This window comes from Sphingomonas aerolata (assembly GCF_023935825.1).
Taxonomy (GTDB): Bacteria; Pseudomonadota; Alphaproteobacteria; order Sphingomonadales; family Sphingomonadaceae; genus Sphingomonas; species Sphingomonas aerolata.
In genome coordinates this window covers 132,000-152,072 of record NZ_CP098762.1, presented here as the reverse complement: position 1 = coordinate 152,072, position 20,073 = coordinate 132,000, and the positions used below count along the sequence as shown (strand labels likewise).

Sequence of the window (20,073 nt, the reverse complement as noted above, 5' to 3'; positions counted from 1 at the left end):
TCTGGTGCCAGAACCGGTGGTTGTGACCCTGGCAAGCCAGCAAGCGATTCCATACCTTTGGGAAGCGGTATTGCGGTCACTCCTCACGGCGGACGGGATAGACGCGCACCTGGCTGTTCGGTAGCCGCTCCGCGAACCAGGTCAGCCGTGCTTGCGGATCGGCAGCGAAGGCCGGATCGACAGCGAGCTTCGCCTCAAATGCCGGACGCAGTGTTGGGTCGGCCGCGAGCATCGCTTCGGCCAGCGGCGCCGACACGAACGCTTCCGCCACTTGCGCTCCTGCCATTGCCTCGGGAAAGAAGCCCCAGGCAAGGAAGGAGTCCTGGCTTTCCGGCTCTAGCAGCGACGCGGCGAGTAGCCCCAGCGGCTGGTCAGCAGGCACGCGCAGGCTGCCTGCCGGCATCGTCTCGTGGACGGCAGCGTGAAGAAGCCTCGTCTCCACCGGCACGCGGCCTTCACTTGGCGCTTTCAACTTCGGGTCGACCAAAGTGGTGCGATCGAGCGTCATCGCCCGTGGCGCGGCAAGCACCTCAAAGCGGATACCATGCAGTCGCAGCCGGTCGATCACCTCCGTCTGAGCGGGCGGTACCCACCAGGCGGTGGGCACCCGCACTGTTTCAATCGGCTCCTGCCCGATGATCGGCATGCGCCAGGGAACAGGCCGACCCAGCCAGCGCTGCTCCAGCCGCCCGGTCGCAGGCGATAGATACCATTCGAAAGCAACTCCCTTGAAATTCTCGACCCACCCGATCGGCGTTCCGCGCGGTTTCCACCGCGTCATCAGTGTCGTCGGCCGGCTTGCCCGGTCCGCGGCCTTGGCAGCCGCGATTTGCTTCGCGTCGCGTGCCGCGACCCTTAACGCTTTTTCCAGCAGCACATAGGTGCCGAGCACGCGCTGCCGATAGGGCTTGAGCATGTGGTTCTCGACCAGCACCGTCGGCATGCCGATGAAATCGCCATAGCCGGTGGAATAGCGCGGCCCTTCGGGGCTGTAGCGGATGCCGCGGGTCGGATTCCGCGTATCAATTGGGCTGGGGTACATGATCGGCGTGTGGCCGGCCGCGGTCAGCGCGCTGGACACCGCCGGGCCGAACCTCGTCTGAAGCCAGTTGGCGGTCGCGCGATGGCGCGCATACGTCCCCCACCCCGCATAGGTGTAGGTCACGTCATACTGCATGTCGAAGCCTTCGCTGACATGGCAGTCGATGTAGAGGATCGGGTCAAGCGAGCGGATCAGCCCGATCATCGCGCGCGTTTCGAGCGCGTCCGCCTTGGCATAGTCTCGGTTCAGATCGATGTTGCGTGCGTTGGCATCGGTACCCTTTTGCGCCGGCCCGCGCACATGCACGAAATTGTACGCGCTGCGCTGTTCGTGCCCATCGACGTTGTAGATCGGCACGAACACCAGATCGACGCGATCAAGGAGGTCGTCTTTGCTGCGCAATGCTATGTCCCGCAGCAACATCAGCCCGGCGTCCTTGCCGTCGATCTCGCCGGAATGAATGCCCCCTTGGACAAGCACGACCGGCTTGCGCGCGATGCCTTTGTGCGCTCGGACCATCAGAAGATCACGTCCTTCGCCGCTTTTGCCGAACGTCTCCATTTTCAAAAGTGGCGATGCTTTGACGAGCCTTTCGAGCCAGGCGCGCGTCTCGGCATAGGTGGGGGTCGTTTGGAATCCAGCACGTTCGGCCGGCGTGATCCAGGGGTCGTCCGCGCCCACGATCAGTCGCTCGCTCGCTCCCGACCAAGGCAACACAGGGGGCAGAACGCTTTGAACATCGATTGCCTGAGCGTGCGCAGGCGGCGAGAGCGGCAGCAACACTGTGGACAGAAGGAGGGCAAAACGGCGGGTTCCACGTGCGGATCTGAAGGAGGTATAATGAGATAACATATCTTTCTTCTTGCATGAAATGCTGCGCAGCAGCAAGAGCTGTCGATTAGTTCCACGAAGGGGGATGGCGTGGCGACGCAATGGAAGATGATGTTACTGACAGGGGCGGCGCTGCTGACGGCAGATCGCGCGGCGGCACAAGCCGCGAAGGCAATCGCCGACGATCAGGCTGGGGCGACAGAAGCGGCCAACGGCAATGCTGACATCACTGTGACTGGCCTGCGCCAGCAGTATCGCGGCGACGTGCCCTTACGTGAACTGCCCCAGAGCGTGCAGGTTCTGTCTGCCGAGATGCTGGCCGATGCCGGGATCACCCGGCTCGATGACGCGCTCGATTTCGCCAGCGGTGTTTCGCGTCAGAACAATTTCGGCGGGTTCTTTGACAGTTTCGCCATTCGCGGCTTCGCGGGCGACGACAGTACCGCAAGCAGTTACCTGCTCAACGGCTTTCCCGCCTCACGCGGGTATGGCGGAATTCGCGACACATCGAATGTCGAGCGGATCGAGATCCTGAAAGGCCCGTCCTCGGCGCTGTTCGGCCGCGGCGAACCGGGCGGCGCGATCAACATCGTTACCAAGAAGCCGCAGTTCGATCGCTTCGCGGCAGGCATTACCGCGGCCTATGGCAGCTTCGATCGCTTCCGGGGCGAGGCGGATATCAATGCGCCGATCGCCGGCGGTGTCGCGGTGCGCGTGACCGGCGCCTATGACGAGGGCGACAGCTTCCGCGATTTCGTGCATTTCAAGAAATATACGGTGACGCCATCCGTCCTGGTCGCACTCGATCGCGACACTCGGCTGTCCTACGAACTGGAATATGTGCGCCAGGAAGCGCCGTTCGATCGCGGCGTCGCGGCCGTTAACGGCGATCCGCAGGGCCTGCCACGCGGGCGCTTTCTGGGGGAGCCGGGCGACGGCGACATCGTCGTCGATGCATTGGGTCATCAGGTGCAGCTCCAGCACGACTTCAGCAAGCGCTGGTCGCTGCTGCTCGGTGGCTCCTATCGCAACACCAGCCTTGAGGGTTTCTCCAGTGATCCCGAGAATGCCGACGGGCGCCAGCCTTATTTCAGCAATGCCGCCGTTGTGACAACGCCGATCCTGTCGCGCCAGCGGCGGTTCCGAAACTATGACACCAAGAATCTGGTGTTCCGCGCCGAACTCAGTGGGCACCTCGACACCGGCAGCATCCGACATCACCTGCTGTTCGGTGCGGATTACGACGAGTTCGACCTAGCCACCCGTCAGGACCGATTCCGCCCCGGCACCGGTGCGAACGCGCTGAGTGCGTCGGCGACGCCTGCCCAGCTTGCTGGTGCGAACGCGATCAACGTCTTTGCACCCGTTTATGGCAATCTGCCCTCTCTGGTGCCGTTCACTGATCAACGCGAGCGGCAGTGGAGTTGGGGACTGTATCTCCAGGACCAGATCGATATCACCGACGCACTGAAGGTACGCCTCGGCGGTCGCTACGATCATCTGGAACAGCAAGTCGATTTCCGCATCCGCAGCGGGACCGGCGTACCAGCGCTCGCCGCACGGCAGGTGCAGCAGCGTTTTAGCCCGCAGGTCGGTATCGCCTATGTCGTGGGTGCGCCGTTGACCCTTTACGCCAGCTATGCCCGCGGCTTTCGGGCGAATGCCGGCACGGGCGCACCTGACACCCGCGGCGCCGCCACGTTGTTCCAGCCCGAATATACGCAAAGCTATGAAGTGGGCGCCAAGTTCGCCGCCCTTGAGGAGCGGCTGACTGGAACGATTGCGCTGTTCCAGCTCGACAAGGAAAATGTGCTGACCGCCGATCCGACCAATCCCGGATTTTCGCGCGCATTGGGCAAGGCGCGCAGTCGGGGGGTCGAGTTCGATGCGGACCTGTCGCTGCCTGCCGATCTGCGGCTGGCGGTGACCTTCGCCTATCTTGAGGCGGAAGTAAGAGCCGCGGCATCGGATCCCAATTTCGGCTACCAATTGCGTATCGGCGATCCGCTCATCAACATCCCGAAAACCAGCGGCTCCGCTCTGCTGTTCAAGGACTTTACCTTGGGCAATCGCACGCTGACGATCGGAGGCGGCATCAACTATGCAGGTCAGCGACTTGGCGAAACCGGGTACCGCTTTCTCGACGGTTCGTTCTTCAAGCTGCCGGCCTACACGACGGTCAGGCTCAACGCTGCCGTAGACGTGACTGCTACGGTCCGGATCTCGGGTGAGGTCACCAATCTGTTTGATCGGGACTATTCGTCCAGCAGCTACTCGCGGGTGTGGATCCAGCCTGGTGCGCCACGCCAGTTTCTGGTGCGCGCCGGCTTCAAGATTTGATGGCCCCCTGTATGGCCCGCGCGTGTAGTTCTTTGTCATATGATGATGTCAGAACCGGTCGGTTGTGAAGCTACCGCAGGCCCCAAGCATTTTTGCGCCACGAGAAGTGTCAGAACCCCGGTTCGAAATGTCCGCTTTCAGGAACAACCGATCTTCTCGCTATGACCGGCTTTGGGCGTGAGCGGCCGGGCAGCTTTTGCCCCGCGCCCTGTCGGGAAACACATGATAGGCGACACCCGGGCGTACGCTTTTGCCAAACCAAACGCCCCGTAGGCTTTAACAATCGACAAACCCTGTCGCTTTGATAGTTTGTGTGGAAACATGCTTTTGAGGGTTTGTCGTACATGCTGGTCGGATACATGCGGGTATCGTCGGCCGACGATCGCCAGACGGTCGATCTCCAGCGCGATGCGCTGGTTGCAGCTGGCGTCGATCATCGTCATCTTCATACCGACAAAGCATCAGGCGCGCGTGACGATCGACCGGGGCTTAAAGCCTGTCTCGACTATCTGAACGCAGGCGACACGTTGGTCGTTTGGAAGCTCGACCGGCTCGGACGCTCGCTACCCCACCTTTTGGCGATCGTTACAGACCTGAAGGGGCGAGGCATCGCGTTCCGGTCCCTAACTGAGCAGATGGATACAACCACTCCCCACGGTGAGTTACTGTTCTCTATGTTCGGCGCATTGGCACAATATGAGCGTGCGCTGACGCGCGAACGGGTGATGGCGGGACTATCCGCGGCCAAACGCCGGGGCCGCCAGGGCGGCCGCCCGCCGATGATTGACGTTGAAACACTCGAACGAATTACGGCCGCGTTAGATGGCGGGGCCAGTAAGGCGTCTGTCTGTCGAACCTTTAAAGTGCCGCGCTCCACCCTACTCGGGACGCTTGCACGGATCGGCTGGACCGCGCAGACGAAAACTTAAGTCCCTGGTCGGCTTTGGGTTCTTCTCGCAGGGCCGTCTCGCATAAGTAGACTCCAAAAGGCCGATGCTCTGATCAGGCGATTCGAAATGAATCGTCGTAACGATTCGGATGCAGAAGCCGGGATGCGATGAAACGGGCTACCGCGTTCCGAGAGCTCGCCGTCGGCGTAGTACCTCGAATGCTCCGCTTGCTTTAGCGAGCGCAACCTCCACCGCGTGCAGATCATTTGCAAGTCCCAACTCAGGTCGCGCAGCCATGGTGAGCACGGCAGAGAGCACAGCATCGGACTCGCGCGCTAGCCTCACCAGATGATGGTCGCTGGGTCCGACATTCCCGCTCAGCCAGTTCCGCGCCGTACGGTCGGACGCCTCTGTCCATCGCTGAATCTGCTTAGAGGCTCCGACGCCTGTTCCAATCTCGGTCCGCAGGGCTTCGCTGATCGCAGCAATATAAGCGGCTTCGGTCAGCCTCCCTCCCTCATTTTGAAATCCCTTGCCGGTTTTTGGAAACATGTTGCCGTCCCTTTCAGGATAGTGGCGGCGGCGGGCGCGCGCGCCTTTGGTGAGAGGCCGCTAATGGTTATCAACTGGAACACACCCGACAATGACGAGTCACCGGAGCCACCACGCATACGAGCGGCTGAATACGTCCGCATGTCGACCGAGCATCAGCAATACTCGACCGACAACCAGGGGGTTGCGATCCGGCGCTTCGCTGACACCCATGGCTATGAGATCGTCCACACCTACAAGGACGATGGGAAGAGTGGCCTCAATCTCTCTGGCCGCACAGGTCTGAAGCTGCTGCTCGCTGACATCGAGGCAGGGCGTACCGACTTTCAGGCGTTGCTCGTTTACGACGTAAGCAGGCTCGGCCGCTTCCAGGATCCGGACGAGGCCGCTACGCATGAACTGCGTATCCGCGCTGCCGGCATTCAGGTCGAATATTGCGCTGAGCAGTTTCGCAATGACGGCAGCATCAGCTCATCGATAATCAAGACCGTCAAACGCACCATGGCAGCCGAATACAGCCGCGAGCTTTCGGTTAAGGTGTTCGCGGGACAGGCCAACCTTATACGGCGCGGTTACCGCCAAGGCGGTGCCGCCGGCTTCGGGCTGCGCCGGCTCCTCGTCGACGTGAATGGCGAACCTAAGGGCGAGCTCGGCCGCGGTGAACACAAGAGCATTGCGACCGATCGCGTCATCCTCGTGCCAGGCCCGCCGGATGAGGTGGCCCTAGTCCGAGAAGTCTATCGACTGTTCACCGATGCGGAGAAGTCGGAGCGTGACATCGCTAACCTGCTCAACGAGCGCGGGCTCGTCACCGATCTTGGACGCGCCTGGACCAGGGGCACCGTCCACCAGCTACTCATCAACGAAAAATATGTCGGCGACAACGTCTGGGCGCGCACATCATTTAAGCTCAAACGGAAGCACGTCTTGAACACTGAAGATGAGTGGATCAGGGCCGAGGGCGCGTTCACGCCCGTCGTCGACCGGGTCGTTTTCGCGCGAACACGCGCCATCATCGACGCGCGCTCTGCAAGGTTGAGCGACGAGATGATGCTTGCGCTGCTGGCATCTATCTTCAGCACCAAGGGTATGCTGACCGGTCTTATCATCGACGAAGCCGAGGAGGCACCGTCGAGTAGCGCCTATCGTAGCCGCTTCGGCAGCCTGCTGCGCGCCTACGAGCTGGTCGGCTTCGCCCCCGATCGTGACTATCGCTATTTAGAAATCAATCGGAAGCTGCGGCAGCTCCATCCCGCGATTGTCTACGATACAATGGCCGCGCTGGAGCAGGCCGGCGGCACCGTTGTTCGCGACGCTGAAACCGACCTACTCACCATCAACGGCGAGTTCACTGCGTCGTTAGTAGTGGTGCGCTGTGCCCAGACCGCGGCAGGTACACTCCGCTGGAAGGTCAGGCTTGATACTCCACTCAAACCCGACTTGACGGTTGCGGTACGTATGGCACCGGGTAACGAGCTTCCCCGCGACTACTATCTCCTGCCCCGGCTCGACATCGGTGACGCCGTGCTGCGCCTATGTGAGCATAACGGCCTGTCGCTCGATGCATATCGGTTTGACGATCTGTCCGCCTTTCACCGCATGGCGGCGCGACGTTTGTGGAGGGCTGCCGCATGAGCACCGCCCGCCCCGCTCAGCGTGTGGAATGGATCCCGCTCGAGCGGATTACCGTCGTTAATCCGCGAGTCCGCAACAAGCGTTCGTTTACGGAAATCGTCGACAATATCGCTCAAGTCGGGCTCAAACGACCGATTACTGTCACGCGTCGAGTGGAGGCAGACGGGCCCTTCTACGATCTCGTTTGTGGTCAAGGACGCCTTGAAGCGTATCAGGAACTTGGACAGATCGAGGTGCCTGCCCTCGTCGTGTTAGCCGATCCCGAGGATTGTCTGATCGCCAGCCTGGTCGAGAATTGTGCCCGGCGCCAGCACAGTGCGATTGACTTGCTCCAGGACATCGGCGGCATGCGCAAGCGCGGGCACAGCTTGCCCCAGATTGCTCGCAAGACCGGCCTCACGCTCGAATATGTAAGTGGCGTCGGTCGCCTCCTCGAAAAAGGCGAACAGCGCTTGCTACGTTCGGTCGAAGCGCGGACTATTCCATTAAGCGTTGCCGTTGATATCGCTGAGGCGGAAGATCACGACGTACAGCGTGCTCTCCAACTGGCTTATGAAAAGGGAACGCTGCGCGGACGTAAGCTGATGGCGGCAAAACGCATCGTCGAAGAGCGGCGCCGGCGTGGTAAGCACCTAAGACAGCAGACCGGTAAGCCGCCAGTTAACCAGAAACTGTCGCCGGCAGCGCTGATCCGTGCATACCAGGAGGACGTCGATCGGAAGCGCGGCCTGATCCGAAGGGCTAACGTTGCACGTGACCGACTTCTTCTTGTTACCGAGGCGCTGCGCCGGCTTAGTCTCAGCGAGCAGTTTACGGCCCTAATCGAGGATGAGGGGCTCGGGACCATGCCCGAGAATCTCGCATTGCACCTTGATCGCATGGAAGCCTCGTCGTGAGCAGTCGGCACACGGCCATCCCAGTCAAGCTGGCTTTTGAGGAGGCGAGCCTTCGCATTCCTATTGACTGCATCATGCCGCTTCGCACGATCTCCGCGTCGGTGAAGAAGTCGGTAAAGTACGGGCAGATCGCCGCTTCCATCGCCGAGGTCGGTATCATCGAGCCGCCCGTGGTCGCTCGAGATGCAACCGATCCCGAACGCTACCATCTGCTTGATGGACATCTGCGTGTTGAGATCGTGCGGGAGCGCGGCGACACTGAGCTCGTATGCCTAGTTGCGACCGACGACGAAGCCTTCACCTATAACAAGCGAGTCAGCCGGATCGCGACCATTCAAGAGCATCGGATGATCCTGAACGCGGTCAAGAAGGGGGTATCTGAGGAAAGGCTCGCGCGGGCGCTGAACGTCGACATTGCCAGCATTCGAAAGAAGCGGAACCTGTTGGTTGGGATTTGCCCTGAGGCGGCTGAGCTACTTAAAGACCGGCACGTGCCCATCCACGTGTTCACCGAGCTTCGTTTTATGAAGCCCGTCCGCCAAGTCGAAGCCGCCATGGCTATGGTCACTATGAACCGGTTCTCGGTAAGCTATGCCCGTTCGCTAGTCGCCTCCACACCCGATGATCAACTCGTCGCCGGCAAGCCGCGGCGCATGGCCGGCCTAACCGAGGATCAGGTGGCGACGATGCAGCGCGAAAGCGAGAACGTCGACCGGCAGCTGCGCGCGGTTGAGCAGACGTACAGCTCTGATCAGTACGACCTGATGCTTGCAGCCGGCTACGTGAACCGATTGCTTGGTAACGTCCGCATAGTCCGCTACTTGGCGCAGCATCACGCCGACATTCTCACAGAGTTTCAAAAATTGAGCGATCTGCAGAAGGCAGCGTAGCCGAAGCCTCGCCCTTCATAGCGGAGTTAAGAGAGGCGGCGACAGCTTTGGCCCGCATCGGGCGTGCCTAGGTGAGCGTTTTGCCAAAAATGGTAAGGGCGGCACCCGACTCGGCCATCGCACGATCATCAGGATGATACGGGGCCGTGTCATGTCTCAGCATGCTCTGGCGGAAGATCGGAATGGCAAGCGCGATCAGGTGCCGTGCGTTAGCTACGGGCTTCAATCTCGGTCAGCGATAAATCGCGGCCATGTTATTTGTTGGTGAGCGAGAGTACATCGGGGCGCGAAGCCGCCGGGTAGTCAATTGCCACCACGCCGCTCGTACCAGGCGCTGCTTGCTACTGCTTCGACCCCATAATTCGCCAATCCGCTACGCGAGATGCCGGAGGGGCAGGGGCTTGGGTGATCGTCTAGGACAAAATCTTGTCAAAAAATTGCGTGATCGGTCAACAATTCTGTCAGCTGGTTTTGACAGATCATGTTCTGTTCTGACGTGAGCGGTCAGGTTTATGTGTCAAAGGACACGCTTCACCCTTCGACGCCGAGACCGAACCTCCATGACAGAGGTATGCGACGGCGTGCCGTCCTTTGGGATCGGCCGGGTGCAGTTCTGCCGCATAGTTGCTGATGCCCCATTTGTGGGTTTGGACCATCACTGCGGACTCAGCGGTGGTCTGGCTTTGCAGTCTTGGGGCGTTCCGCGGCGGCTTTGTCGGTGTTCGGGCGACACAGGCGGGTCAGAGGCTGGCACGCGATGCCCGGATTCGAGCAACCCTGCTTGCCATCGGTCGTGGTGCAGGCGCGGCATTCGCGGCGTGTATCGATGCATCCTTGCGGTGCTGCGAGCAGGAGCGCCAACATGAGAACCATCATCGTGTCCTTACATCACGGGAAGTGTCAGCAGATTGCAGGCGCATGCTCTGCTGCGTCAAGCGACGGATCGGAACCGCAAGAAAGCGGACTGCGGTCTATGTCTTCGGTGGCCACGCAACGGTATCATGGTCAGGATGCTGAAGGGATCTAATTCCTGCCAGATGCTCCGCCGCTCGTGGCTCATCTAGCGGGTGTTCGGGGAAATTCGCCAATGCCTGAAAGTCGGCGATGCGCTCGGACGACGCGAGCTGTTCGGTCAGATGAACCAGGCGTGGTTCGTCCATGGCACCGAGCGTGAAACTGATGCTTCCCTCACCATATTCGAAGGTGAGCGGCGTGCCACAATCCCGGCAAAACCCACGACGAGCCTTATTCGAACTCTGAAAATGACCGGGCTGACCGCGGGTCCAGGTCACGGCAGACAAGGGCGCTCCGACATAAGGTCCGAACAGTCCGCCCGTTGCCTTCTGGCACATTCGACAATGGCAGATGGAGGCGTCTTCCAGATCAGCGTCAATCCGGAACCGCACCGCGCCACACTGACATCCCCCAGTGCTGGTCATCATCGCTGTAGAATTCCATATCGGCCGACCATTCGCAATGGGGAGGACGCGGAATATTCGGGGCGGAGCGGCAAGCGGAACGGCAGCATCTGAGGGGGGGGCGTAGCTAGCCACACCGAACGCGGCGTCTTTGCCGAAGGTTAAGGCACTTTGGGAAGCGCGACGAACCCAGTTGAGCTTGCGAAGCGACGATTTTGCCGGGCATGGTCTGATAAGACAACGAGCAGCAATCTGGTGGAGAGATCCGATGGCAGACGCTTCCAATTGGCTCCTTGATCATACCGGCATCGGTGTCACTGACATCGTTCGATCTGCGCGGTTCTACGAAGCAGCACTTCGCCCCCTCGGGGCTAAAGTCGTCATGCGGATCAACGCGACTATGGGGCTGGCCAACGATGGGGACGCCGACCTGGCAGGCGTCGCTTTCGGTACCGAATATCCCGCGTTCTGGCTCGACGTTTTCCATCCAACCGGCGCGAGGCAACACACGGCGTTCCGCGCTACATCGCGCGAAGCTGTCGAAGACTTTTACCGCCACGGGCTGGCTGCGGGAGGGGTGGATAACGGCGCACCCGGTCTGCGTTCGGATGGCTATCCCGAGGGCTATTATGCAGCCTTCATGTACGATCCCGACGGCAACAATATTGAGGCCGTGTACCGTGAGTCTAGGGGGTCGACCTGAGGCGCTTACCCCGTCGGAAGCCCCTGAGAGGACAGCGGCTTCGCCCGAGGCGCTTACAGCCAGCAGGTTTGTACGCTTCCCGATTTTGCATCCACGAAATGGAAAATGGGGAGCCATCGTTTGCACGATGTAGGCACAATGCCCGTTAATGCATGATTGATGGGTATCTCTCTTGTTTGTGCACGATCATCGGGCTAGGAACAGCGGATGCCAAATGACATCCCGTCCAGCCGTCGCGATACGATCCTTGCCCGTCTATCCCTGGGCGAACCGGTTCATGCTGGTACGCTTGCCAAGGAGTTCGGCGTTTCCGAGGATGCGATCCGGCGGGATCTGCGGGGTCTTGCCGCGGAGGGCCTGTGTCGCCGCGTCTATGGCGGCGCCTTGCCTGTCGTCGAAGGCGCGAGGCCGATGGCCGAGCGCGTCGGCGAGGATGTGCACAGGAAGCGGGCGCTGGCTGACGCCGCCGTTCGGGTCATCGAACCGAGCAGCCTTGTTTTCATCGACAACGGCAGTTCCAATCTCGCCCTTGTCGAGACGCTGCCGTCCTATCTCAATCTGACCATCGCGACGAGTTCGGTGACGATCGCCGCGGCGCTCCAGCATCGCGACGACATCGATCTGCTGGTGGTGGGGGGTATGATCGACCGGATGGTCGGCGGTGCCGTCGATGGTACGGCGCTCGAGGCGATCGCGCGGCTCAATATCGACCTGTGTGTCCTCGGCGCGTGCGCGGTATCCGCCGAGGGGGGCGTCAGTGCCTATGACCCGGCCGATGCCGGTTTCAAACGTGCGCTGACCGCGCGCAGTCACAGCACGATCGTCCTCGCGACGAACGACAAGCTCGGCCAGCACGCCCCGCACCGGGTCCTCGGCGTCGATGCCCTTACGCAGATCGTCGTCGAGCACGACGCCGATGCCGACCTTGTGCGCGATCTGACGAAGGCCGGCGCCACCATCGCGCGTGCCGACCCGCAAGACCCGCGCGGCCAGCGCTGATCCAAGGATATCCGCGAGTGACGATTCAAACTTCCGGCGCGCGCCTTGCGACGCGCCTGGCCTTTCTCGTGTCCGGCTTCGGGCTCGCCTGCTGGGCGCCGCTCGTTCCGCTGGCCAAGCAGAGGCTGGCGATCGGGGACGGATCGCTCGGGCTGCTGCTGCTGTGTCTCGGCCTCGGCTCGGTGGGCGCGATGCAGCTTGCGGGGCCGCTGACCTCGAAGCTGGGCGCGCGACCGGCGATCCTTGTCGGCGGCATCGGGCAGGCGATCCTGCTGCCCTTCCTCGCCTTTGCGCCCACGGTGCCGACCATGGCGGTCGCGCTGCTGCTGTTCGGCGCATTCCTCGGCGTGATCGAAGTCGGCATGAACGTGCATGCGGTTGAAGTGGAGAAGCAGGCCGGCACGCCGCTGATGTCCGGGTTCCACGGGTTGTTTAGCGTCGGCGGCTTCGTCGGATCGGCGCTGCTGACCGCCGTCCTGTCGTTAAGGATCAGTCCGGGCGCCGGGGTCGTCGCAGCATCGGTCCTGATGATCGCGACGCTGGCACTGGCCGCGCCCCGGCTCATCCCGACCCCCAGGACCGAGGAGGCCCCGCTGGTCGTGATCCCGCGCGGGATCGTGATCCTGCTCGCGGCGCTCGCGGCGATCACCTTCCTGACCGAAGGCGCGATGCTCGACTGGGGGGCGTTGCTGCTGAGCGGCAAGGGCCTGCTACCGGTCACGCAGGCAGGGCTCGGCTACAGCGTTTTCGCGGTGGCGATGACTGCCGGGCGGCTGACCGGGGATGCGATCGTCGCGAGGCTCGGGGATCGGCGGACGATGCTGTGGGGCGGGCTGCTCTCGCTGCTCGGCTATGGCGTCATGCTGCTCGCGCCGGTCGCACCGGTCGCGCTCCTGGGGTGCCTGCTGATCGGTCTTGGCGCGTCGAACGTCGTGCCGATCCTGTTCCGCCAGGCCGGCAAGCAGACCGTCATGCCCGCGGGTCTTGCGATCGCCGCGGTCACGACGATCGGTTACGCGGGCATCCTCGCCGGTCCCGCCGTGATCGGCTTTGTCGCGCAGGGCATCGGCCTGCCCGCCGCCTTCTGGCTGCTCACCGCGCTCCTGTGTCTCGTGCCGCTGTGTGCGAAGGCCGCCACCGCCAATGGACGTCGATCATGATCCTTCCCGACACCGCCTTCCTGCATCGCCTTGCCGACCTTGCCGATGCCGAGACGATGCCCCGCTACCGCACTGACATCGCGGTCGATACCAAGGTGAAGGAGGGATACAGCTTCGACCCCGTGACCGAGGCGGACCGCGAGGCGGAAGTCGCGATCCGCGCCGAGATCGGTGCGCATTTCCCCGACCATGCCATCCTCGGTGAGGAATTCGGGCGGACGGGCAGCGGGCGTGTTCGATGGGTGCTCGATCCGGTCGACGGCACCCGCCCGTTCATCTGTGGCCTGCCCGTCTGGGGGACGTTGATCGGGCTGACGGTCGACGGCCGGGCCGAGCTGGGGATGATGAGCCAGCCCTTCACGCGCGAACGCTTCTGGGCGGATCGCGACGGCGCGTGGACCGAGCGGGACGGTGTGCGCCGACCGCTGGCGACGCGCGACGTCGGCAGCCTCGATCGCGCGATCCTGCACACCACCTCGCCCGAGCATTTCGGCGACGACCTCGCGCCCGGTTTCGCACGGTTGAAGGCGGCTGTGCGGATGATCCGTTATGGCGGCGAATGCTATGCGATGGCGATGATCGCGGCAGGCCGGATCGACCTCGCGATCGAGCCCTTGCTCCAGCCCTATGACATCGTCGCGCTGATCCCGATCATCGAGCGCGCGGGCGGTGTCGTCACGCGGCTCGACGGAGGGCGGGCGGAGGAAGGCGGCGCGGTGCTGGTCGCCGCGACTCCGGCACTCCATGCCGAAGCATTGCGGATCCTGGGATGACCGCTTCCTCGCCGCCCGTGGTGTCACGTCCTGCCCGTCATCGCGCGGATGTCGGCGTGCAGCGTCGGCCCGTCGGGGTTCCAGCCCAGCCGCTCGCGGGTCAGCGCGCTCGACGCCGACATGTCCTTCGACACGAAGGCGGCGAGCCAGCCGAAATGCGCGCTGGCTTCGTCTGCGCTTACCGACGTCACGGGCAGGCTGAAGGTCTCGCCGATCGTCTCGGCAATCGCGCGGAAGGGAATCGCTGTTCGAGGTCGGCCAGCTCGTCACCGAGCTGTGCGCGACTAGTCCCGAATTCGCGGCTCTATGGGGGACAATTACGTGCGCTTCCACGGCGAGGGCACCAAGCGGCTGCACCACCCCGTTCTGGGCGCGATGGAGCTGGAATATTCGGGCTTTGCGGTCGATGGTCGCCCCGACTTGGGGATGATCGTCTACAACCCGGTCGATCCCGATATGGCCGATCGCATCCGCGCGGTGCTCGCGGGCTAGTCAGCAAGCAGGCAGCAGGAGTTTTCGTGTCTGGCGTCGGATGTTCCTTAGGATCCCAATGGGAGCTGAGGCGCACGGACGAGATGCAGAACAAGCGACACGCGTGATACAGAAGGGTGCGCTTACCCTGAATGCCGATGACGCGCCCGTCCTGCTTTCGCGGCGGAGCGGCGCGTCGTCGTGCGGGGCGTTCAGCGGGCTTCGGCGATCAACTTTGCCGCGGCGGGGGTGTTCCATTCATAGCCACCCAGCATGCGCCAGACCTCGCGCCCGTCCGAATCATAGAGGATCGTGGTCGGCAGGTTCGCCTGATAGGCGATGCTGAGCGAGGCCTTGGCGTCGAGATAGGGTTTCAGCGTCGTGAACGCCTTTTGCGCGAAGAACGGCGTGACCTTCTCGGCGCCCTGAAGGTCCTGGCTGACCGCGACGACCTGGACCTTGTCCTTCATTGCGCCCGCGACCGCGTCGAGTGTCGGCATCTCGGCGACGCAGGGCGCGCACCAGGTCGCCCACAGGTTGAGCAGCAGCGGCTTGCCCTTGAAGCTGGCGAGCGTGACGGACTTTCCACCGGGGGCGGTGAAGCTGGACGTCGGCCCCGTCTCGCCCTTGTGGCTGCGGTCGATCTTGTCGACCGGGGCGACGGGGGTGCCGGTCGCTTCGTCGGGCGAGGCCGCGACTTCGTCCGATGCGGCGCCATTGCCCATCGCGGCGCCTGCCGCGTTTGCTTGCTCCGGAGCCGGCGATTTCCTATCGCAGCCCGCAATCAGCATTGCGCTACCCAGGAGACAGACGATCGACGCCCTTGAGAGCAGAGAAGGGGAGGACATGGACGGCTCCAATGCGATGTGGGGTGGACGCTTCGCCGAGGGTCCGGCCGCGGTCATGCGGGAGATAAACGCCTCGATCCCCTTCGACAAGCGACTGTGGAAGCAGGACATCGCCGGCTCCAAGGCGCATGTCGCGATGCTCGGCGCACGCGGTATCGTGTCGGCCGAGGACGCCGCGACGATCGCTGCGGGTCTCGACCGCGTCGCCGAGCACTATGCTGCCAATGGCGTCGCCGAGGACCTCGTCCTCGAGGATATCCACATGCAGACCGAGGCGCGGCTGGCCGAGGCGATCGGTCCGGTCGCGGGGCGGCTGCACACCGCGCGGTCGCGCAACGACCAGGTCGCGACCGACTTCCGGCTCTGGGTCCGCGATGCGATCGACCAGGTGCTGGCGGCGCTCGGCGGGTTCCAGGCGGCGCTGCTCGTGCGGGCCGAGGAGCATGCGGCGAGCGTGATGCCGGGGTTCACGCATCTGCAATCCGCGCAGCCGGTGACGCTCGGCCATCACCTGATGGCGTATCACGCGATGATCGCGCGCGACGTCAGCCGGTTTGCGGATGCGCGCGTGCGAATGAACCGCTCGCCGCTCGGCTCGGCGGCGCTGGCGGGGACGGGCTTTCCGATTGACCGCGAGATGACCGCGCATGCGCTCGGCTTCGACGGGCCGATGACCAATTCCCTGGACGGGGTCAGCGACCGCGACTTCGCGCTCGATTACCTCGTCGCGGCCACCCAGTGCGCGTTGCACCTGTCGCGGCTGGCGGAGGAATTCGTGCTCTGGGCGTCGCAGCCCTTCGGCTTCGTCGCGCTCAGCGACCAGTGGTCGACGGGCAGCTCGATCATGCCGCAGAAGCGCAATCCCGATGCCGCCGAGCTCGTGCGTGGGCATTCGGGGCGGATCATGGGCTGCATGACCGCGCTGATGGTGACGATGAAGGGCCTGCCGCTCGCCTATTCGAAGGACATGCAGGACGACAAGCCGCCGGTGTTCGAGGCGCACGACCTGCTCGCGCTGTCGATCGCGGCGATGACCGGGATGGTCGAGAGCGCGACGTTCCGGACCGAGCGGATGCGCGCGGTGGCCGAGGCGGGCTTTGCGACCGCGACGGACCTTGCCGACTGGCTGGTGCGCGAGGCGGGGCTGCCGTTCCGTGAGGCGCACCATGTGACGGGACGTGCGGTGAAACGCGCGGAGGATCTGGGCATCGCGCTCGACGCTTTGTCGATCGAGGATCTGCAGGCGATCGATGCGCGGATTGATGACCGGGTCTACGGCGTATTGTCGGTCGATGCGTCGGTCGCCAGCCGGACCAGCTTCGGCGGCACCGCGCCCGACAATGTACGCGCCGCGATCCGCGCCGCACGGGAGACGAGCGAATGACACGCCTGATCCTTCTTGCCGGGCTGACCCTGTCGGGTCTGTCGCTGACCGCCTGCGGGGCGGCCGACGGGCTCGAACCCGCGCCCGGCAAATCGCTGCCGGTCGCGCCTTACGGGGCGAAGACGACACCGACGCCGACCGCGCTGCTGACACCGACGCCGCAGCAGCGCCCCGAACGCAGTGATGAATTGCTCACCAGCTCGCGCGAGCGGCGGAGCGACGAATTCAACCTGCCGCCTTCCAACTGATCACAGGCCAGCATGGACCATTTCCACTATCGCGACGGCGTCCTTCATGTCGAGGACGTCGCGCTTCCCGCGATCGCCGAGGCGGTCGGGACGCCCGTCTATGTCTATTCGACCGCGACGTTCCGCCGTCATGCGCAGGTGTTCCGCGATGCGCTGAAAGGCGCGGGGCGCGTGCATCTGGCCTATGCGATCAAGGCCAATCCGAACGTCGCCGTGCTGCGCGTCCTGGCAGACGAGGGTTACGGCGCGGACGTGGTGTCGGCGGGCGAGATGGCGCGCGCGCTGGCGGCGGGCATTCCCGCGTCCGACATCGTGTTTTCGGGCGTCGGCAAGACCCGCGACGAGCTCGCCCGCGCGCTCGATGCCGGGATCGGCCAGTTCAACCTCGAGCTCGAGGAGGAGGGCGAGGTGCTTGCCGCACTCGCCCGCGATCGCGGTATTCGTGCACCGGCGGTGCTGCGCGTGAACCCCGATGTCGATGCGGGCACGCACGCCAAGATTTCGACCGGGCGCAAGGAGAACAAGTTCGGCGTGCCGATCGACCAGGCACCGGCGATGTTCGATCGGCTGGCCCGGCATGACGGGCTCGACCTGCGCGGGGTGGCGATCCATATCGGCAGCCAGCTCGCCGATCTCGCCCCGCTCGAGGCGGCCTATGCGCGGATCGGCGAACTCGTCGCCGAACTGCGCGCGGCGGGGCACGTCATCAGCCGGGTCGATCTGGGCGGCGGTCTCGGCGTACCGTACAAGCCCGACGACGTGCTGCCGAGCCCGGCCGACTATGGCGCGATGGTCGCACGTGCGACCGCCGGCTGGGACGTCGAGCTGATGTTCGAGCCGGGGCGCGTGATCGCAGGGAATGCCGGCGTGCTGCTGACCAAGGTCATCTGGGTGAAGCCGGGGGTCACCAACCCCTATGTGATCGTCGATGCGGCGATGAACGACCTCGCGCGCGTCGCGATGTACGATGCCTATCACGACTTCGTCGCGGTCGAGCCGGGCGGCGAGCGGATGACCGCGAACATCGCCGGGCCGGTGTGCGAGACCGGCGACACCTTTGCGATGGGGCGTGACATCGACGTCGTGAAGTCGGGCGATCTGGGCGTGTTCCGCACCGCGGGCGCGTACGGCGCGACGATGGCGTCGACCTATAACAGCCGCGCATTGGTGCCCGAGGTGCTGGTCGATGGCGACCGGTTCGCGGTGGTCGCCGACCGGATCGAGCCCGAGACGATCCTGGCCGCCGAGCGCGTTCCCGAATGGCTCAAGCGGTGAGCCTGCACAGCCTGCCGCTGTTCGTGCGGCTGGCGGGTCGCCCGGTCATCCTGCTGGGCGAGGGCGAGGCGGCGGATGCGAAACGCCGGCTGCTCGACCGCGCCGGCGCGCACGTCGTCACCGATGAGGCCGCCATGGCCGCGCTGGCGATCGTCGCGATCGACGACGAGGCGGAGGCGCTCGAGGCGGTCGCGCGGCTCAAGGCGCGCGGTGTGCTCGTCAATGCGGTCGACCGGTCCGAGCATTGCGACTTCACGCTGCCCGCGATCGTCGACCGCGAGCCGGTGCTGATCGCGATCGGGACCGGCGGCGCGTCGGCCGGGCTGGCGGCGGCATTGCGGCAGCGGCTCGAGGCGCTGGTGCCGGCGGATCTGGGCGGGCTGGCAAGCGCACTGCAGCGCGCGCGGGGCGCGATGCGTACGCGCTTCCCCGATGGCGGTGCGAGACGGCGTGCGCTGGCCGATGCGCTTGCGCCGGGGGGCGTGCTCGATCCGCTCGGACCGTCGCGCGACGTGGCCGGCTGGCTCGACCGGGGATCGGTGCAGGACGGGGCGATCGTGCGGATGACGCTCGCATCGCGTGACCCCGACGATCTGACATTGCGGCAGGCGCGGGCACTTGCCAGCGCCGACCGGGTCTATCACCGCAGCGACGTGCCCCCGGCGATCCTCGATCGCGCGCGCGCGGATGCGGCACGGATCCCGTGCGATGCGCCGCCCGATGCGCAGGGTTCGGGGCTGGTTGTCGATGTGGCGATGCGCGCGTGAGCGGGTTCGGGTTCAAGGTCGCTGACGGAGTCGCGTCGCGGCTCGCGGTCGAGGCGGCGCCGGCCGCGAGCGGCGATCTGGTCTGGGTGCATCTGTCGACCACCGAGGACGAGGCGCAGGCCTGGCTTCGCGACGAGGCCGGGCTCGAATCCTATGTGATCGACGCACTGACCGCGACCGAGACGCGGCCGCGTTGCGAGGCAGTCGGCGAGGGGGCGTTCCTCAACCTGCGCGGGCGGACGAACGAGGAGATGGATTCGTCCGACCTGCTCGCGTCGCTGCGCATCTGGGTGGTCAAGGGACGCGTCTATTCGCTGACGCGCAAGCCGCTGGTCGCGATCCCGCTGGTTGAAAAAGAGGTCGAGGCGGGGCGGGTGCGCGATCCCGGCGACCTGATCACCGCGTTCGCGACCGCGATCACCACCGATCTTGACCCCGAGGTGGCGGCGCTGGGCGACGAGCTCGACGATTGCGAGGAGCGCCTCGACGCCAAGCATGTCTTCGCCCTGCGCCGCACCGTCAGTGAGGTCCGCGTGGCGGCGATCAGCTATCGCCGGTTTCTCAATCCGCAGCGTGCCGCGCTCGAGAAACTGGCTGCGTTGCCCGGCGACTGGCTGCGCGACGACGACCGGCTGCATCTGGCGGCGGCGGCGGACCGCGCGGCGCGAATGGCCGAGGAGCTCGAATCGATCCGCGAGCGATCCGCGCTGACGCACGAGGCGCTGACCGACCTGCGCGCGGAACAGATCGACAATCGCTCGCTGATCATCTCGGTCGCGGCGATGGTGTTCCTGCCGCTGACGTTCCTGACCGGGCTGTACGGGATGAACGTGAAAGGGCTGCCCTTTGCCGAGGAGCCCTGGGCGTTCGATGCGATCGCGGGCGGCTGCCTGGTGATCGCGCTGGGTATCGTGATCTACTTCGTCCAGCGGCACTGGTTCGAACGGTAGC

19 protein-coding genes and 1 pseudogene are annotated in these 20,073 nt (G+C 64.2%); 16 read left to right on the top strand and 4 right to left on the bottom strand.

Going from position 1 to position 20,073, the window contains the following annotated elements; all coding sequences use genetic code 11:
- Positions 1 to 76 precede the first annotated feature (76 nt).
- Positions 77 to 1,894: a M14 family metallopeptidase gene (locus NEF64_RS00685; RefSeq protein ID WP_252574901.1), complete on the bottom strand. Its 1,818-nt coding sequence runs from the start codon at positions 1,892 to 1,894 to the stop codon at positions 77 to 79.
- 87 nt (positions 1,895 to 1,981) lie between these two features.
- Between NEF64_RS00685 and NEF64_RS00680 the strand changes: the two genes are divergently transcribed.
- The 5 genes from NEF64_RS00680 to NEF64_RS00660 all read left to right on the top strand — a co-directional run bounded on the left by NEF64_RS00680 (position 1,982) and on the right by NEF64_RS00660 (position 9,076).
- Positions 1,982 to 4,213, top strand: a complete 2,232-nt coding sequence (locus NEF64_RS00680) for a TonB-dependent siderophore receptor (RefSeq protein ID WP_252574456.1) — start codon at positions 1,982 to 1,984, stop codon at positions 4,211 to 4,213.
- Between the two features lie 344 nt (positions 4,214 to 4,557).
- The gene (locus tag NEF64_RS00675) at positions 4,558 to 5,142 is read left to right on the top strand and encodes a recombinase family protein (protein WP_056409626.1); all 585 of its coding nucleotides are present in this window, start codon (positions 4,558 to 4,560) and stop codon (positions 5,140 to 5,142) included.
- Between the two features lie 309 nt (positions 5,143 to 5,451).
- Positions 5,452 to 7,290 carry a recombinase family protein gene (locus NEF64_RS00670; protein ID WP_338112123.1) on the top strand — a complete coding sequence of 613 codons (1,839 nt, stop codon included), beginning with the start codon at positions 5,452 to 5,454 and terminating at the stop codon, positions 7,288 to 7,290.
- Positions 7,287 to 8,186 (top strand): plasmid partitioning protein RepB C-terminal domain-containing protein, encoded by a 900-nt coding sequence (locus tag NEF64_RS00665; protein WP_056409769.1) that lies wholly within the window; start codon positions 7,287 to 7,289, stop codon positions 8,184 to 8,186. The genes NEF64_RS00670 and NEF64_RS00665 overlap by 4 nt, the downstream gene beginning before the upstream one ends.
- Entirely contained in the window at positions 8,183 to 9,076 is an 894-nt protein-coding gene (locus NEF64_RS00660) for a plasmid partitioning protein RepB C-terminal domain-containing protein (RefSeq protein WP_056409630.1), read from the top strand. The genes NEF64_RS00665 and NEF64_RS00660 overlap by 4 nt, the downstream gene beginning before the upstream one ends.
- A 971-nt stretch (positions 9,077 to 10,047) precedes the next feature.
- Here the strand turns inward: NEF64_RS00660 and NEF64_RS00655 are convergent.
- Positions 10,048 to 10,515, bottom strand: a complete 468-nt coding sequence (locus NEF64_RS00655; protein WP_261362622.1) for a GFA family protein — start codon at positions 10,513 to 10,515, stop codon at positions 10,048 to 10,050.
- A 247-nt stretch (positions 10,516 to 10,762) separates the two neighbouring features.
- Here NEF64_RS00655 and NEF64_RS00650 point away from each other — a divergent pair, with 247 nt between their 5' ends.
- The 5 genes and pseudogenes from NEF64_RS00650 (at position 10,763) to hisN (ending at position 14,129) form a co-directional block, all read left to right on the top strand.
- Positions 10,763 to 11,197, top strand: a complete 435-nt coding sequence (locus tag NEF64_RS00650) for a VOC family protein (protein ID WP_031394156.1) — start codon at positions 10,763 to 10,765, stop codon at positions 11,195 to 11,197.
- 207 nt (positions 11,198 to 11,404) lie between these two features.
- Positions 11,405 to 11,569 (top strand): annotated as a pseudogene (locus NEF64_RS19330) (HTH domain-containing protein); the annotation flags it as partial.
- A gap of 39 nt (positions 11,570 to 11,608) precedes the next feature.
- On the top strand, positions 11,609 to 12,196 hold the full coding sequence (locus tag NEF64_RS00645) for a DeoR/GlpR family DNA-binding transcription regulator (protein ID WP_235516551.1): 588 nt from the start codon (positions 11,609 to 11,611) through the stop codon (positions 12,194 to 12,196).
- A 17-nt stretch (positions 12,197 to 12,213) separates the two neighbouring features.
- Entirely contained in the window at positions 12,214 to 13,356 is a 1,143-nt protein-coding gene (locus NEF64_RS00640) for an MFS transporter (protein ID WP_056409634.1), read from the top strand.
- On the top strand, positions 13,353 to 14,129 hold the full coding sequence (hisN, locus tag NEF64_RS00635; RefSeq protein WP_252574453.1) for a histidinol-phosphatase: 777 nt from the start codon (positions 13,353 to 13,355) through the stop codon (positions 14,127 to 14,129). Before NEF64_RS00640 ends, hisN begins: the two co-directional genes overlap by 4 nt.
- Before the next feature lie 23 nt (positions 14,130 to 14,152).
- Here hisN and NEF64_RS00630 read toward each other — a convergent pair whose 3' ends face one another.
- Entirely contained in the window at positions 14,153 to 14,320 is a 168-nt protein-coding gene (locus NEF64_RS00630) for a hypothetical protein (protein WP_156360518.1), read from the bottom strand.
- 130 nt (positions 14,321 to 14,450) lie between these two features.
- On the opposite strand from NEF64_RS00630, the gene NEF64_RS00625 reads away from it, so the two are divergent.
- Positions 14,451 to 14,621, top strand: coding sequence for an MmyB family transcriptional regulator (locus NEF64_RS00625; RefSeq protein ID WP_234387550.1), 171 nt, complete (start codon positions 14,451 to 14,453; stop codon positions 14,619 to 14,621).
- Positions 14,622 to 14,812: 191 nt separating this feature from the next.
- Here NEF64_RS00625 and NEF64_RS00620 read toward each other — a convergent pair whose 3' ends face one another.
- Entirely contained in the window at positions 14,813 to 15,325 is a 513-nt protein-coding gene (locus tag NEF64_RS00620) for a TlpA family protein disulfide reductase (RefSeq protein WP_320466497.1), read from the bottom strand.
- 139 nt (positions 15,326 to 15,464) lie between these two features.
- On the opposite strand from NEF64_RS00620, the gene argH reads away from it, so the two are divergent.
- The 5 genes from argH to NEF64_RS00595 are packed head-to-tail and all read left to right on the top strand — an operon-like array spanning position 15,465 to position 20,072.
- Entirely contained in the window at positions 15,465 to 16,832 is a 1,368-nt protein-coding gene (argH, locus tag NEF64_RS00615) for an argininosuccinate lyase (protein ID WP_031394335.1), read from the top strand.
- Complete coding sequence (locus NEF64_RS00610) at positions 16,829 to 17,080, top strand: hypothetical protein (protein WP_031394336.1); 252 nt, start codon at positions 16,829 to 16,831, stop codon at positions 17,078 to 17,080. The genes argH and NEF64_RS00610 overlap by 4 nt, the downstream gene beginning before the upstream one ends.
- Positions 17,081 to 17,092: 12 nt before the next feature.
- Positions 17,093 to 18,355, top strand: a complete 1,263-nt coding sequence (gene lysA / locus NEF64_RS00605; protein WP_056409638.1) for a diaminopimelate decarboxylase — start codon at positions 17,093 to 17,095, stop codon at positions 18,353 to 18,355.
- On the top strand, positions 18,352 to 19,122 hold the full coding sequence (locus NEF64_RS00600; RefSeq protein ID WP_056409640.1) for a precorrin-2 dehydrogenase/sirohydrochlorin ferrochelatase family protein: 771 nt from the start codon (positions 18,352 to 18,354) through the stop codon (positions 19,120 to 19,122). The genes lysA and NEF64_RS00600 overlap by 4 nt, the downstream gene beginning before the upstream one ends.
- A complete protein-coding gene (locus NEF64_RS00595) occupies positions 19,119 to 20,072 on the top strand; it encodes a zinc transporter ZntB (protein WP_056409642.1) in 954 nt (317 codons plus the stop codon). The genes NEF64_RS00600 and NEF64_RS00595 overlap by 4 nt, the downstream gene beginning before the upstream one ends.
- Position 20,073: the final 1 nt, after the last annotated feature.

Bases quoted from the DNA above. Each gene is read 5' to 3' on its own strand.
- NEF64_RS00685 (WP_252574901.1), bottom strand. From the start codon at position 1,894: ATGTTATCTCATTATACCTCCTTCAGATCCGCACGTGGAACCCGCCGT.
- NEF64_RS00680 (WP_252574456.1), top strand. From the start codon at position 1,982: ATGATGTTACTGACAGGGGCGGCGCTGCTGACGGCAGATCGCGCGGCG.
- NEF64_RS00675 (WP_056409626.1), top strand. From the start codon at position 4,558: ATGCTGGTCGGATACATGCGGGTATCGTCGGCCGACGATCGCCAGACG.
- NEF64_RS00670 (WP_338112123.1), top strand. From the start codon at position 5,452: ATGATGGTCGCTGGGTCCGACATTCCCGCTCAGCCAGTTCCGCGCCGT.
- NEF64_RS00665 (WP_056409769.1), top strand. From the start codon at position 7,287: ATGAGCACCGCCCGCCCCGCTCAGCGTGTGGAATGGATCCCGCTCGAG.
- NEF64_RS00655 (WP_261362622.1), bottom strand. From the start codon at position 10,515: ATGACCAGCACTGGGGGATGTCAGTGTGGCGCGGTGCGGTTCCGGATT.
- NEF64_RS00650 (WP_031394156.1), top strand. From the start codon at position 10,763: ATGGCAGACGCTTCCAATTGGCTCCTTGATCATACCGGCATCGGTGTC.
- NEF64_RS00645 (WP_235516551.1), top strand. From the start codon at position 11,609: ATGGCCGAGCGCGTCGGCGAGGATGTGCACAGGAAGCGGGCGCTGGCT.
- hisN (WP_252574453.1), top strand. From the start codon at position 13,353: ATGATCCTTCCCGACACCGCCTTCCTGCATCGCCTTGCCGACCTTGCC.
- NEF64_RS00620 (WP_320466497.1), bottom strand. From the start codon at position 15,325: ATGGGCAATGGCGCCGCATCGGACGAAGTCGCGGCCTCGCCCGACGAA.
- argH (WP_031394335.1), top strand. From the start codon at position 15,465: ATGTGGGGTGGACGCTTCGCCGAGGGTCCGGCCGCGGTCATGCGGGAG.
- NEF64_RS00610 (WP_031394336.1), top strand. From the start codon at position 16,829: ATGACACGCCTGATCCTTCTTGCCGGGCTGACCCTGTCGGGTCTGTCG.
- lysA (WP_056409638.1), top strand. From the start codon at position 17,093: ATGGACCATTTCCACTATCGCGACGGCGTCCTTCATGTCGAGGACGTC.